The sequence below is a fragment of the Amycolatopsis mediterranei genome (genome assembly GCF_026017845.1).
Classification (GTDB): Bacteria; Actinomycetota; Actinomycetes; order Mycobacteriales; family Pseudonocardiaceae; genus Amycolatopsis; species Amycolatopsis mediterranei.
Genome location: NZ_CP100416.1, coordinates 10070945 through 10083336, shown reverse-complemented (window position 1 = coordinate 10083336; position 12392 = coordinate 10070945). Strand labels below are relative to the sequence as shown.

12 protein-coding genes are annotated in these 12392 nt (G+C 71.2%); 8 read left to right on the top strand and 4 right to left on the bottom strand.

Annotated features, from left to right (window positions below; all coding sequences use genetic code 11):
- Positions 1-94 precede the first annotated feature (94 nt).
- The gene (locus tag ISP_RS45870; protein WP_013230600.1) at positions 95-460 is read left to right on the top strand and encodes a hypothetical protein; all 366 of its coding nucleotides are present in this window, start codon (positions 95-97) and stop codon (positions 458-460) included.
- Here the strand turns inward: ISP_RS45870 and ISP_RS45865 are convergent.
- Positions 455-1045 (bottom strand): nitroreductase family protein, encoded by a 591-nt coding sequence (locus ISP_RS45865; protein WP_230468643.1) that lies wholly within the window; start codon positions 1043-1045, stop codon positions 455-457. The genes ISP_RS45870 and ISP_RS45865 overlap by 6 nt on opposite strands.
- Before the next feature lie 228 nt (positions 1046-1273).
- Here ISP_RS45865 and ISP_RS45860 point away from each other — a divergent pair, with 228 nt between their 5' ends.
- Both ISP_RS45860 and ISP_RS45855 read left to right on the top strand, forming a co-directional pair.
- A complete protein-coding gene (locus ISP_RS45860; RefSeq protein WP_013230598.1) occupies positions 1274-2539 on the top strand; it encodes an aspartate kinase in 1266 nt (421 codons plus the stop codon).
- Positions 2539-3579 (top strand): aspartate-semialdehyde dehydrogenase, encoded by a 1041-nt coding sequence (locus tag ISP_RS45855; RefSeq protein ID WP_013230597.1) that lies wholly within the window; start codon positions 2539-2541, stop codon positions 3577-3579. Before ISP_RS45860 ends, ISP_RS45855 begins: the two co-directional genes overlap by 1 nt.
- A gap of 52 nt (positions 3580-3631) precedes the next feature.
- Here the strand turns inward: ISP_RS45855 and ISP_RS45850 are convergent, their stop codons facing one another.
- Together ISP_RS45850 and ISP_RS45845 are read right to left on the bottom strand one after the other, a co-directional pair.
- Complete coding sequence (locus ISP_RS45850) at positions 3632-4729, bottom strand: hypothetical protein (protein WP_013230596.1); 1098 nt, start codon at positions 4727-4729, stop codon at positions 3632-3634.
- A gap of 10 nt (positions 4730-4739) precedes the next feature.
- Positions 4740-6221: a M48 family metalloprotease gene (locus ISP_RS45845; RefSeq protein WP_013230595.1), complete on the bottom strand. Its 1482-nt coding sequence runs from the start codon at positions 6219-6221 to the stop codon at positions 4740-4742.
- A 161-nt stretch (positions 6222-6382) separates the two neighbouring features.
- On the opposite strand from ISP_RS45845, the gene ISP_RS45840 reads away from it, so the two are divergent.
- Complete coding sequence (locus ISP_RS45840) at positions 6383-7573, top strand: RtcB family protein (RefSeq protein ID WP_013230594.1); 1191 nt, start codon at positions 6383-6385, stop codon at positions 7571-7573.
- A 16-nt stretch (positions 7574-7589) separates the two neighbouring features.
- The gene (locus tag ISP_RS45835) at positions 7590-7970 is read left to right on the top strand and encodes a hypothetical protein (RefSeq protein ID WP_176742095.1); all 381 of its coding nucleotides are present in this window, start codon (positions 7590-7592) and stop codon (positions 7968-7970) included.
- A gap of 24 nt (positions 7971-7994) precedes the next feature.
- Here the strand turns inward: ISP_RS45835 and ISP_RS45830 are convergent, their stop codons facing one another.
- Positions 7995-9143 (bottom strand): MFS transporter, encoded by a 1149-nt coding sequence (locus tag ISP_RS45830; RefSeq protein ID WP_013230592.1) that lies wholly within the window; start codon positions 9141-9143, stop codon positions 7995-7997.
- A gap of 184 nt (positions 9144-9327) precedes the next feature.
- Here ISP_RS45830 and ISP_RS45825 point away from each other — a divergent pair, with 184 nt between their 5' ends.
- From ISP_RS45825 to ISP_RS45815, 3 genes are all read left to right on the top strand, one after another.
- Positions 9328-10854: a DHA2 family efflux MFS transporter permease subunit gene (locus ISP_RS45825; protein ID WP_230468642.1), complete on the top strand. Its 1527-nt coding sequence runs from the start codon at positions 9328-9330 to the stop codon at positions 10852-10854.
- Entirely contained in the window at positions 10835-11434 is a 600-nt protein-coding gene (locus ISP_RS45820; RefSeq protein WP_230468641.1) for an acyl-CoA-like ligand-binding transcription factor, read from the top strand. Before ISP_RS45825 ends, ISP_RS45820 begins: the two co-directional genes overlap by 20 nt.
- Before the next feature lie 395 nt (positions 11435-11829).
- Positions 11830-12360 carry a hypothetical protein gene (locus tag ISP_RS45815; protein WP_013230589.1) on the top strand — a complete coding sequence of 177 codons (531 nt, stop codon included), beginning with the start codon at positions 11830-11832 and terminating at the stop codon, positions 12358-12360.
- Positions 12361-12392 lie beyond the last annotated feature (32 nt).

The following is a 12392-nucleotide window of genomic DNA, read 5'->3' as shown; positions in this document are numbered from 1 at the left end:
GGAGGCGCTTCGCGCCGCCGAATTGTTATTCGTGATCGACCGAACGTGTTACCAGCGGGTAGCAATCGGCGGGGTGGCGTGCCAAACTGCGGGCATGGGTGAGCACGCAGAGTCGTCGGAGGAGACCCGTGTCTCCCGTCGCGCCGCCGTCGACTGGCGCCGGACCGGGGGCAAGGCGGCCTCGATGGTCGCGTCGATCGTCCGCTGGGTGGGCCTGGTCTTCGCCGCGATCCTGGTGATCCACGTGATCTTCACGGTCGGCTCGGCCAACCCGGCCAACGGCATCGTCTCGTTCGTGAAGTCCTGGGCCGACAGCCTCGCGCTCGGCTTCAGCGACCTGTTCACGCCCAGTGACGAGAAGCTCCGGGTGCTGGTGAACTACGGCATCGCGGCGATCTTCTGGCTCGTGGTGTCCGGGATCCTGGCCAAGGTCATCCGCCGCGTGGGCGGCGGGTCATAGCGCCGGCTTGCCCCACCGGTCGGTGAACGCGAACTCCTCGAGCGGCAGCCGCACCCGGTCCGCCTTCTCGCGCTCGATCCGCCAGTCCTCCTCGAGCACCTCCGGCGACGCGGGCGAGCCCACCGCGATCGCCACCTTCGGGACGGCGTCATCCGGGAGGGCGAAGGCCGCGTGCACCGCGTCCGGGGAGAACCCCGCCATCTGGTGCGCGATCAACCCCAGCTCCACCACCTGCAGCACGAGGTTCTCCGACGCCAGCCCGAGCCCGTACTCCGCGTAGGGAACCTCGCCCTTCTTGTTCGTCGTCACCATGACGCCGATCAGCAGCAGGCTCGCCCGGCGCGCCCAGGCCTGGTTGCCCGAATTGAGCGTCGCCAGGATCGCGTCGAACGCCGGGGTGCCGCGGACGCCCACCAGGTAGCGGGCCGGCTGGGTGTTGCCCAACGACGGTGCCCAGCGGGCCGCTTCGAGCAGGGAGCGAACCTGCTCCGGGGAGACCACGGCCGACGCGTCGTAGGCCCGCGGGCTCCACCGCTCGGCCAGCAGGGTTGCGATCGGGATGCTCGTCACAGCTGGTTTTCGCACGATCAAGACGGTACCCGCGAGTGCTGTGCATCACTCGGGAGGAAGGGCTCCGCGCATTTCGTTGGTGTTGCGGAAGATTTACTTCCGCGACACCCACCGGAGGGATCCGCCCCACGTCAAGAGGGTGGCGGGCCGCCGAAGCCCCGGTAGGCTCCTGGTCAAATCATGGGACGCGGGGGCTCTCCGGTGCCCACCAGGGAGCCGCCCGGCCCGCGAGGAGGTTCGGGCGTGGCCCTCGTGGTCCAGAAGTACGGCGGATCGTCGCTGGAAAGTGCCGACCGGATCAAGCGCGTGGCGGAGCGGATCGTCGCGACGAAGAAGGCGGGCAACGACGTCGTCGTCGTCTGCTCGGCGATGGGTGACACCACCGACGAGCTGCTCGACCTGGCGCAGCAGGTCAACCCGGCGCCGCCGGAGCGGGAGATGGACATGCTGCTCACCGCCGGTGAGCGCATCTCGAACTCGCTGGTCGCGATGGCGATCGCGGCCCAGGGCGCCGAGGCGTGGTCGTTCACCGGTTCGCAGGCCGGCGTCGTCACGACGTCGGTGCACGGCAACGCGCGCATCATCGACGTCACGCCGAGCCGGGTCACCGAGGCGCTCGACCAGGGGTACATCGCGCTGGTGGCGGGCTTCCAGGGCGTCGCGCAGGACACCAAGGACATCACCACGCTGGGCCGCGGCGGCTCGGACACCACCGCCGTCGCGCTGGCCGCCGCGCTGAACGCCGACGTCTGCGAGATCTACTCCGATGTGGACGGTGTGTACACGGCGGACCCGCGGGTGGTGCCGGACGCGAAGAAGCTCGACACCGTCACGTACGAAGAGATGCTCGAGCTCGCCGCGAGCGGGTCGAAGATCCTGCACCTGCGTTCGGTCGAGTACGCGCGCCGCTACGGCGTCCCGATCCGAGTCCGTTCTTCCTACAGCGACAAGCCGGGCACGACGGTGACCGGTTCTATCGAGGAGATCCCCGTGGAACAAGCCCTGATCACCGGTGTGGCGCACGACCGCTCCGAAGCCAAGATCACGGTCACCGGGGTGCCGGACCACACCGGCGCCGCGGCCCGGATCTTCCGCGTGATCGCCGACGCCGAGATCGACATCGACATGGTGCTGCAGAACGTGTCCAGCACCGTCTCCGGCCGCACGGACATCACGTTCACGCTGTCGAAGGCCAACGGCGCCAAGGCCGTCAAGGAACTGGAGAAGGTCAAGGCGGAGATCGGCTTCGAGTCGGTCCTCTACGACGACCACGTCGGCAAGGTGTCGCTGGTCGGCGCCGGGATGCGCTCGCACCCGGGTGTCACGGCGACGTTCTGCGAAGCGCTGGCCGAGGCCGGCGTCAACATCGAAATCATCAACACCTCGGAGATCCGCATTTCGGTGCTGATCCGCGACGCGCAGCTCGACGACGCCGTGCGCGCGATCCACGAGGCATTCGAACTCGGCGGCGACGAAGAAGCCGTCGTCTACGCGGGGAGTGGTCGCTGATGGCGGACGGGCTGCGGGTCGGGGTGGTCGGCGCGACCGGCCAGGTCGGTGCGGTGATGCGCAAGCTGCTGGCGGAGCGGGAGTTCCCGATCGCCGAGCTGCGCTACTTCGCTTCGGCGCGCTCGGCGGGGTCGAAACTTCCGTGGCGTGACACCGAAATCACGATCGAGGACGCCTCGACGGCGGATCCGTCCGGTTTGGACATCGCGCTGTTCTCGGCGGGCGGCTCGACGTCGAAGGCGCAGGCCCCGCGGTTCGCCGCGGCCGGGGTCACGGTGATCGACAACTCGTCGGCGTTCCGGATGGACCCGGACGTGCCGCTGGTCGTCAGCGAGGTCAATCCCGAGGCTGTCAAGGAAGCGCGCAAGGGGATCATCGCGAATCCCAACTGCACCACGATGGCCGCGATGCCGGTGCTGAAGCCGCTGCACGACGAGGCCGGCCTGGTCCGGCTGGTCGCGTCGACGTACCAGGCGGTGTCCGGCAGCGGGCTGGCCGGCGTCGACGAGCTCGCCGGGCAGGTGCGGGCGGCGGCCGAGCACGCATCGCTGCTGACCCACGACGGCGCGGCGATCGACTTCCCGAAGCCGGAGAAGTACGTCCGGCCGATCGCGTTCAACGTCCTCCCGATGGCCGGGTCCATTGTGGACGACGGCGAGTTCGAGACGGACGAAGAGAAGAAGTTCCGCAACGAGAGCCGCAAGATCCTGAGCATCCCGGGTCTCGCCGTCTCGTGCACCTGCGTCCGGGTGCCGGTGTTCTCGGGCCATTCGGTCTCGGTGAACGCGGAGTTCGAGCGGCCGCTGTCGGTCGAGCGCGCGACGGAGCTGCTGACCCACGCGCCGGGCGTCGAGCTGTCGGAGGTGCCGACCCCGCTGCAGGCGGCGGGCAACGACCCGAGCTACGTCGGCCGCATCCGCGTGGACCCGGGTGTCGAGGGCGGCCGCGGGCTCGCGCTGTTCCTCTCGAACGACAACCTGCGCAAGGGCGCGGCGCTCAACGCCATCCAGATCGCGGAGCTGGTCGCCCAGCAGCTCTGACGACCACGCCGAAGGCCCCTCACCGAGCGCGGTGAGGGGCCAACGCGTGAATTCACGGCCGGGTTGCGCCGTAGCAGGCGAGGTAGCGCGTCTTCAGGAACTCGCGTTCCGGGCGGCCGGTGTAGGCCCAGACGAGCGCGTCCGCGTGCACGCCGAGCACCTTGAACTGCTCGACGGCCTCGTCGCACCGGTCGTTCGCCACCAGTGCCTTGGCCGCGTACGCGCGGTCGCGGAGGTTCGCCGGGTGGTCCCGGCCTTCGCCGTCCAGCCAAGGCCGGACGACGTCCAGGGCGAGCTTGGTCCGGTCGCTCTTCCAGGCCGCGACGCCCTTGTCCTCCGCTTCGTGCGCGGCGACGAGCGCTAGGCCCGCCAGCTTCGGCGCCTTGTCGAGGGCTTCGTCGGCGAACGCGAACATCTGCTCGTGCGAGCCGAACCACTTGGCGCACCAGTACTGCAGTGCCTGCTCGTGGGCAGGCCGGTGGAGCGGGTCGCGGGCCACGAGCTCCGCCCAGACCGCGCGGAAGTCGTCGTTCCCGTACTGCCGCCCGCGGGCGACGGTGAGCATGGTGCACCACGGCGTGGGATCGTCCGGCGCGGCTTCGATCGCGGCCTGCGTGGCCGCTTCGGCGTCCTCGAGCACCCGGAAGAACCCGGCCCACTGCTCCTCGGAGACGTGTTCGGGGGTGAGCCCCGAACGGATCTGCCAGGCCAGCGCGACCAGGCCCTGCGCGTTGACGGCGGCCGCGTCCGCGCTTCCCGACGCCTGCCACTCCTTCAGCGGAGCGTCGTCGTCCGCGGCGGCGTCCCCGAGCTGCTGCACGGCGAACGCCCGGCGGTCCCAGTCGGTGCCGAGCTCGGTCAGCAGTGCGGCACCCGGCTGCCAGTCACCGGCGCGGTAGGCCGTGACGGCTTCGGCGACGCGGGCGTCGGCGACGAACTTCGCCGCCGTCACCTCCTTGTCCGGCGGGAGACCCCACAGCGCGACGTCCGGCATCTCGACCTTCGGCTTGTCGTCTTGGGGGACGTATTGAGCGAGCTCCTCCGGGGAGAGCGTCTTCGCGTAGTCCTCGGCGCTCATCCCGCGGGCCTTCGCGGCCTTCACCAGCGCGATGGCGGCCTTGCGCCGCTTGGAGTTGAACAGGGAAAGCAACGGTTCCTCCTCAGGAACGGACGGGAAGCACGTCGGCGGCGGCCAGCAGGCGGCGCAGTGGCGCCGTGTCGTGGTCGGCCGCCGCCGCGGCGTCGAGGGCGGTGGTCAGTCCACTGCCGAGGGGTTCGTCGACGACGAATTCGGGCGGCCCGGACCACGACAGCTTCCAGTGCGCCACCTCGGCTTCGGCGAGGTACGCCTGGACCACAGTGGACAGCCGCGCGCGGACCGAGGCGGCGGCGAACTCGCGCCGGGCCCGGGGACCGGCCGACGCCGGCGGCGCGAGCTCCGGGTCGGCCAGTTCGGCGGCCCGGCCGGCGTCGATGAGATCGAGGGCCTGCGCCAGCGTTTTCCCCGCGCCCAGGATCCTGGCCGCCTCGACCGTGACGGAGTGGCGGACGCCGAGGTCGACCAGCCGGTCCCAGTCCGTGCGCCGCTTGGCCTTCGCCTTCTCGGAAAAGTCGGAAGCCACGGCCGCTTCCAGCGTCGGGGCGGCGTCGCGGAGGATTTCGCTCGCCGGGTGACCGCCGCCGGGGCGTCCCGGGAACTCCGGGAGCGCTTCGAGCGCCGCGATCCGGGCCGGTGTCGGCGGGTGCGTGTCGTAGCGGGACCCCTCGCCGGCCGGCGGGTCGTGCCGGACGCGGTCGAACTCCCCGGCCCGCTTTTCGTCGGCGAGCAGCGCCTGGAACCCCCCGGCCAGCCGGTCGGGCAGGTAGCCGGCGTCCCAGCCGATCGCGACGTAGCGGTCGAAGTAGAAGTCCCAGGCGACGTCGAGGGTTTCGATCTCGCGCAGCGCGCCGATCATCGCTGCGGTACCGGCGACGCGGGCCGCGGCGGCGTCGGCGGCGAGCTCCTGACGGCGGCAGACCGCGGCGGAGACCGCGAAGTACAGCTTCGCGTAGAGCACGAACAACTTGCGGACCAGGCCTTCGAACCAGCCGTCGCCGCTCAGGCCGAGCAGCGCGCGCTCGATCGAACGGCGGCCGCGGTAGGTGAGCGCGGCCAGCCGGGTGTCTCGGTTGCTGTAGTGCCCGAGTTCGTGCCCGAGCAAGGCGCACAGCTGGTCGTGCCGCAGTCCGGCGAGCAGCTGCGCGCCGATGAACATCTCGCGCCGGCGCACGCGCAGGCCGAGCCAGCCGGTGCGCTCGCGGACCCCGGCGTTGACCTCGCTGACCAGCGTGATCGTGTCCGGCGGCCGGGTGCCGACCGCGGTGGCCAGCTCCTCGACGAGCGCCCACAGCGCGGGCTCGCCCGCCCGCGTCGCCGGCACGCCCGGCGTGGTGGCCCCGCGCGTCCGCTCGATCGCGAACAGGGCCTTGAGCAGGGCGTACGACATCGGCACCGCGACGATGCCGAGCTTGATCGCCAGGATCCCGGAGTGCTGGAAGAAGAAGTACTCGGCCGCGGCCAGACCGCCGACGACCAGGAACACGAGAACCGGGAACCCGGCCAGCAGGGCGACCGCGACAAGCGCGCGCCACGACGTCTTCACGATGGATCGATCCTCCCCCTGGCCGCCCTCCCCGGACGGTCGGCTCATTGTGCCGGACGGACCGGTCCGGCCGGATTTCTTTTCGCTCACGAACAAATCGCGTTGCCGTTCGGCGGCTGCCGGGTGATCCTGTGCCCCGCAAGCCAACCAGGGGAGGAACCATGTACACCGCTGTCGAAGGGGCCCGCGTCCCGATCCGGATGTGGGCGGATCCCGCTTCCGTCGAAGACCAGGCCATGCGGCAGCTGCACAACGTCGCGAACCTGCCGTGGGTGCACGGCGTCGCCGTGATGCCCGACGTCCACTACGGCAAGGGGGCCACCGTCGGCAGCGTCATCGCCATGCGCGACGCCGTCTCGCCCGCCGCCGTCGGGGTCGACATCGGCTGCGGGATGAGCGCCGTCCGGACGTCGCTCACCGCGAGCGATCTGCCCGACGACCTCGGGAAGCTGCGCCGGCGCATCGAAAGCGCCGTGCCCGTCGGGTTCGGGCTGCACAAGACGCCGGTGAACCCGGCGAAGGTGCACGGCGTCGGCGGCTGGGACGCGTTCTGGAAGCAGTTCGGCGAGCTGCACACCGGCGTCCAGGAGCTGCACGACCGGGCCGCGCGGCAGATCGGGAGCCTCGGCGGCGGGAACCACTTCATCGAGGTCTGCCTCGAGGAAGGCGGTGCCGAAGAGGGCCGGGTCTGGCTGATGCTGCACTCGGGTTCGCGCAACATCGGCAAGGAGCTGGCCGAGCGGCACATGGCCGTCGCGCGCAAGCTTCCGCACAACGCCGACCTGCCCGACCGCGACCTCGCGGTGTTCGTCGCGGGCACGCCGGAGATGCAGGCCTACCGGCGCGATCTGTTCTGGGCGCAGGAGTACGCGGCGCGCAACCGGGCCACGATGGTCGCGCTGGTGAAGCTGGCGCTCGCGGACGTCGTGCCGGGCACGACCTTCGACGACGCGATCTCGTGCCACCACAACTACGTCGCCGAAGAGACCTACGACGGCGTCGAGCTGCTCGTCACCCGGAAGGGCGCGATCCGCGCCGGATCGGGTGACCTCGGGATCATCCCGGGCAGCATGGGGACCGGTTCGTACATCGTCCGCGGGCTGGGCAACGACTCGTCGTTCCAGTCGGCTTCGCACGGCGCCGGGCGGCGGATGTCGCGCACCAAGGCCAAGACGCTGTTCACCGCCGACGACCTCGCGGCGCAGACGGCAGGCGTCGAATGCCGCAAGGACTCCGGCGTGGTCGACGAGATCCCGGCGGCCTACAAGGACATCGAAACGGTGATCCAGGCCCAGACGGACCTGGTCGAGGTCGTGGCGCACCTCAAGCAGGTGGTCTGCGTCAAGGGCTGAGCGGTACCTTGGCGCCATGACGAGGGGTGGAACGACGGCCGCGTTGCTGGCCGCGACTGCACTGCTGTTGAGCGGGTGCACCGAGGTCGGCAACGCGGTCGACCAGGGGAGCAGGACGGCGGACAAGGTCGGCGCGTGCACCGAGGCACTCGGGCTCGCCGATTTGAACCCGCTGGCCGACCCGGCCAAGTTCAAGGCGCGCGCCGAGGACAAGGAGAAGCGGCTGCGCGAGCTCGCGGGTGACGTCCAGGACCAGAACGTCAAGAACGCGCTGCTCGGCATGGCCGACTCCTACGTCCAGGTGCAGAAGGAACGCATCGAGGACGCCGGCGTCGTCGCCAAGTGGGTGCAGCGCAACGTCAAGAAGCTCGACGCGCTCCGGGCCGCCTGCGGCTGACCCGCGTTCGGTCGCGAGCCCGGCTCACTCGGGACCGGCCGTGGCTGCCGCCAGTGCCGGTTCCGCGGCGGTGGCCGGGCCGCGCCGGCGGAGCAGGCCGGCCGAGGCGATCGCCAGGCCGCCGAGGCCGGCCGCCACGAAACCCCATTCCGGGCTCGAGTGGTCGATCGCGAAGCCGACCACCGGGCCGCCCACGGCCAGGCCGAGCCGGGTGAACGCGTCCTGCAAGCCCATCGCCTCGCCGCGGACCCGTGGCGGGGCGAGCCGGGTGACCGTCTCGGTCGTGGCCGAGAGCGTCGGCGCGCACATCAGGTTGGTCGGGATCAGCGCCAGCATCAGCAGCCACCACGGGTGGTCCGCCAGGCCGACCGGCATCACCAGCAGCGCGAGCAGCAGCATCAGCACGCCCTGCGGCAACGACCGCTTCACGAGGCCGTGCACGATGCCGCCGGTGATCGACGCCGTGCACATCACCACGATGACCAGGCCGGTCACGCCGAGCTCGCCGTTCGCGCGCAGGGCCGCCAGCGTCGCCAGTTCGGTGCCGATGAGCACGAACAACGCGCCGCCCGCGATCAGCAGCGTCCCCACCAGCCGGCCGGTGAGCCAGCTCCGCAGCGGCGGCCGCGGGCCGAGTTCGGCCGCTTGACCGGCGCCCTCGCGGATCGGCGGGTCGACCAGCCAGATCAGGAACGCCGTGCCGCCGAACAGCACGCCGAGCGCGGTCAGCGTCCACATGGGGGAGAACGCCGTGATGGCCGCGATGCCGGCCGCGGGGCCGACCATGAACGTCGCTTCGATCGAGATGGTGTCGAGCGAGTAGGCCGCGCGGCGCTGCTCGGGCGGCACGAGCGTGGCCAGTGCCTGCCGGGCCAGCGAGCCCGCCGGCACCGAAAGCATCCCGGCCGGGACCGCGACCACGGCGAGCGTCTCGAACGGCAGGTGCGGCGCGGCGATCCAGAACACGGTCGTGCCGATCCCGCAGACCGCGACGACCGGGCGCAGCCCGTACCGGTCGAAGCAGCGGCCGAGCATCGGCGCGCCGAGCGCCATCCCGAGCGTGACGCCGCCGCCGACCAGCCCGGCGGCGCCGTAGCCGCGGCCGAGCCCGGCGACGATGTACAGCGTCATCAGCACGCCGTTCATGGTCATCGGGAGGCGTGCCAGGAACATCAGGGCCATCGTCGAGGGGACGCGCGGGACGGAGAGCACTCGGCGGTAGGGCTGCAGGGGCACGTCCTCGATGAGAACCCAAGGTGGTACGCGCGTGCAACTTATTTCGTCGAGCGGTCCCCCTGGCGCCGGAAGATTATGAGAGTTACTCTCACTTGGTAGCTACTATCAATTGGGGGTCGCTATGACTCAGGGACATCCACGCAGGTGGTGGGCGCTCGGCGCGCTCGCGGTGAGCCTGCTGACCATCGGCCTCGACCTGACGGTGCTCAACGTCGCCGTGCCGACGCTGGCCGTCGACCTCGGCGCCACGACCACGCAGCTGCAGTGGTTCGGCAACGCCTACACGCTGGCGCTGGCCGCGCTGCTGCTGCCCGCGGGCCTGCTCGGCGACCGGTTCGGGCCGAAGAAACTGCTGCTCGGAGCGCTCACGGCGTTCGGGCTGGCTTCGCTGTGGTGCGCCCACGCCGGATCGCCGGGCGAGCTGATCGCCGCCCGCGTCGCGCTCGGCGCCGGCGCCGCGTTCCTCATCCCGTTGTCGCTCTCGCTGCTGAACATCCTGTTCCCGCCGGAGGAGCGGGCGAAGGCGCTGACGACCTGGGTGATGGCCATGTTCGCCGGCATCCCGCTCGGGCCGCTGCTCGGCGGCTGGCTGCTCGACCACTTCGCGTGGGGCTCGGTGTTCCTCATCAACGTCCCGATGACCGCGGTCGGCGTCGTCGCGGTGCTGTTCTTCCTGCCCCGCACGCCGGGGTCCGGGCGCGGCGCGATCGACTTCACCGGGATCGCGCTCTCGGCGGCCGGGCTGGTCGCGCTCACCTACGGGTTCGTCCACGCCGGCGAGCACGGCTGGGCCGATCCGGTGACGTACGGCCTGATCGGGCTGGGCGCCGCGCTGGTGGCGGTGTTCTGCTGGACGCAGACGCGGGTGGCCGCGCCGCTGACCGACCTCGCGTTGTTCCGCGAGCCGCGGTTCGTCTGGGGCGCGGTGCTGGCCACGGTGGCGTCCTTCGCGCTGATGGGCCTGCTGTTCGTGCTGCCGCAGCTGTTCCAGGCGGTGCAGGGGGCCGACGCGCTGCAGACCGGCGTGCGGCTGCTGCCGCTGATCGGCGGGATGCTGGTGGCGGCGAAGGTCGCCGAGCGGCTGGTCGCCGCCCTGGGCGTGCGCGGGGTCGTCACGGGCGGATTCGTGCTGCTCGCGGCCGGGCTGGCGTGGGGTTCGACGACGTCGCCGTCGGGCGGCTACAGCGCCACCGTCGGCTGGGAGCTGGTGATCGGGCTGGGGACCGGCGCCACGCTCCCGCCGCTGATGACGATGGCCATGGGCGCGCTCACCGAAGGGCGCTCGGGGGCCGGTTCGGCGCTGATCCAGGTGCTGCGCCAGGTCGGCGGCACCATCGGGGTCGCGGTGCTGGGCACGGTGCTCAACGGCGCCTACCGCGACGGCGTCGACGTCGGGGGCCTGCCGACGCCGGTTGCCGACGCGGTGCGCGGCAGCGCCTCGGCCGCGGTCGCCGTCGCGGAGCGGCTGCACCGGCCCGAGCTCGCCGCGTCCGCGCGGGCCGCGTTCACCGACGGCATGGCCGCGACGCTGTGGGTGTGCGCCGGCCTCGGCGTCGCCGGGGCGCTGCTCGCGCTGGTGTTCCTGCCCGGCCGGGCGGCGGCGGGAGCGCAGCCGCGAGAATCGGAGCATGACGTCGTCGCCATCTGAGCCCACGGGACTGCGGGAGCGGAAGAAGGCCAGGACGCGTGCCGCGATCCAGCGGCACGCGTTGCGGCTGTTCCACGAACAGGGCTACAGCGCCACGACGGTCGACCAGATCGCGGCCGCGGCGGAGATCTCGCCCAGCACCTTCTTCCGGTACTTCCCGACGAAGGAGGCGACGGTGCTCTACGACCCGTTCGACCCGGTGCTCATCGAGGCCGCGCTGGCGCAATCGTCCCAGCTCAGCCCCATCGGCGCGCTGCGGGCGACGATGGACTTCATCCGCGAGCAGATCCCCGCCGACGCGTGGCAGGACGAGCGCCGGCGGCAGCTGCTGGTGTTCCGGGAGCCGGAGCTGCGCAGCGCGGTGATGGACAAGTTCGCCGAGGGCATCGACCTGCTGGCCGGGTTCGCCGCCCAGCGGACCGGGCGGCACGCGGACGACTTTGAGGCTCGCAACTGGGCGGGCGCGGTGGTCGGCGTGGTGATGGCTGCGTTCGTCGGCGCGGCGGCGGACCCCGACGCCGACCCGCTGGTGATCGTGGATCAGGCCTTCGCCCATCTGGAGGCGGGCCTGCCGTTGTGACCGGCAGCAATTCTCGAAACCGATTTGCCTTTTCGCTTCCGCCTCGGGGAAACCGTGTGGGTGGCGGTGCGAGCGTGGGGGACGCCCCATCTGGAGCAGTCGAGACGCGCGGCCCGACGGAGTGATGAAGCTAAATGATCACTGTTTACACTCGTGTGGGTTACCCAAACGTTCCATAGTGGACGGATGCTACCAGCAGTGATCGTCGGAATCGGTCATGATGATCTTCGGGGGGACGGGCAAGGTTTCGCGGTTAATCCAATGCGGGCCAGTTCGCCTCATTCAGATCCGGCACGTAAGGGTGTTAAACATCCCGAACCGGTGATCGGGTGGCTTATCTCCGACACGGGGGGTATCGATTTACCCCGTCAGGTCTCGATGCCAGGAGGTAAGGAATGAAAGCCAAGTTCGGGCGAGTCATCGCCCTGGTGGCTGCCGGCAGTCTGCTGGCAGTGGCGACGGCGGGGATCGCGTCGGCGAGTCCGCAGGGGGGCAAGGGTTCCTCCAGCACCCAGGCCCTCGCCGCGCAGGTGCTCCAGATGCGTGACGACCTCACCAAGGTGGCCTACGCGGGCGACGTCGGTGCCACGCGGACGGACCTGGGTCAGCTGAGCCCGGTGCTCGCGGACATCGCCGCCGGCAAGCGCTACACGGTCCAGACCGAGACCGGGCAGCTGGCGGGCCTGGCCAAGGGCCGCGCCGACGAGTCGACCCGGCTGCTGGCCGACCCGACGGCGAAGGCGCGCCAGCTGCCGCCGTTGCCGCTGCCGATCCCGTCCCTGCCCGATCTGCCCGGCCCGCTGAAGATCGTCAGCGACCTGGTGAAGGCGCTGCTCGCGGCCGTCACCGGCATCCTGGGCGGGCTGCTCGGCGGGCTGCCGGTGCCGCCGCTGCCGTTGCCGCCGCTGCCGGTCCCGGGGTCGTAACCGCCGAAGGAAACCGGGGGCCCGGAGCCCGG

Bases quoted from the DNA above. Each gene is read 5' to 3' on its own strand.
- ISP_RS45835 (WP_176742095.1), top strand. From the start codon at position 7,590: ATGACGAGGGGTGGAACGACGGCCGCGTTGCTGGCCGCGACTGCACTG.
- ISP_RS45830 (WP_013230592.1), bottom strand. From the start codon at position 9,143: ATGTTCCTGGCACGCCTCCCGATGACCATGAACGGCGTGCTGATGACG.
- ISP_RS45840 (WP_013230594.1), top strand. From the start codon at position 6,383: ATGTACACCGCTGTCGAAGGGGCCCGCGTCCCGATCCGGATGTGGGCG.
- ISP_RS45870 (WP_013230600.1), top strand. From the start codon at position 95: ATGGGTGAGCACGCAGAGTCGTCGGAGGAGACCCGTGTCTCCCGTCGC.
- ISP_RS45825 (WP_230468642.1), top strand. From the start codon at position 9,328: ATGACTCAGGGACATCCACGCAGGTGGTGGGCGCTCGGCGCGCTCGCG.
- ISP_RS45820 (WP_230468641.1), top strand. From the start codon at position 10,835: ATGACGTCGTCGCCATCTGAGCCCACGGGACTGCGGGAGCGGAAGAAG.
- ISP_RS45855 (WP_013230597.1), top strand. From the start codon at position 2,539: ATGGCGGACGGGCTGCGGGTCGGGGTGGTCGGCGCGACCGGCCAGGTC.
- ISP_RS45815 (WP_013230589.1), top strand. From the start codon at position 11,830: ATGAAAGCCAAGTTCGGGCGAGTCATCGCCCTGGTGGCTGCCGGCAGT.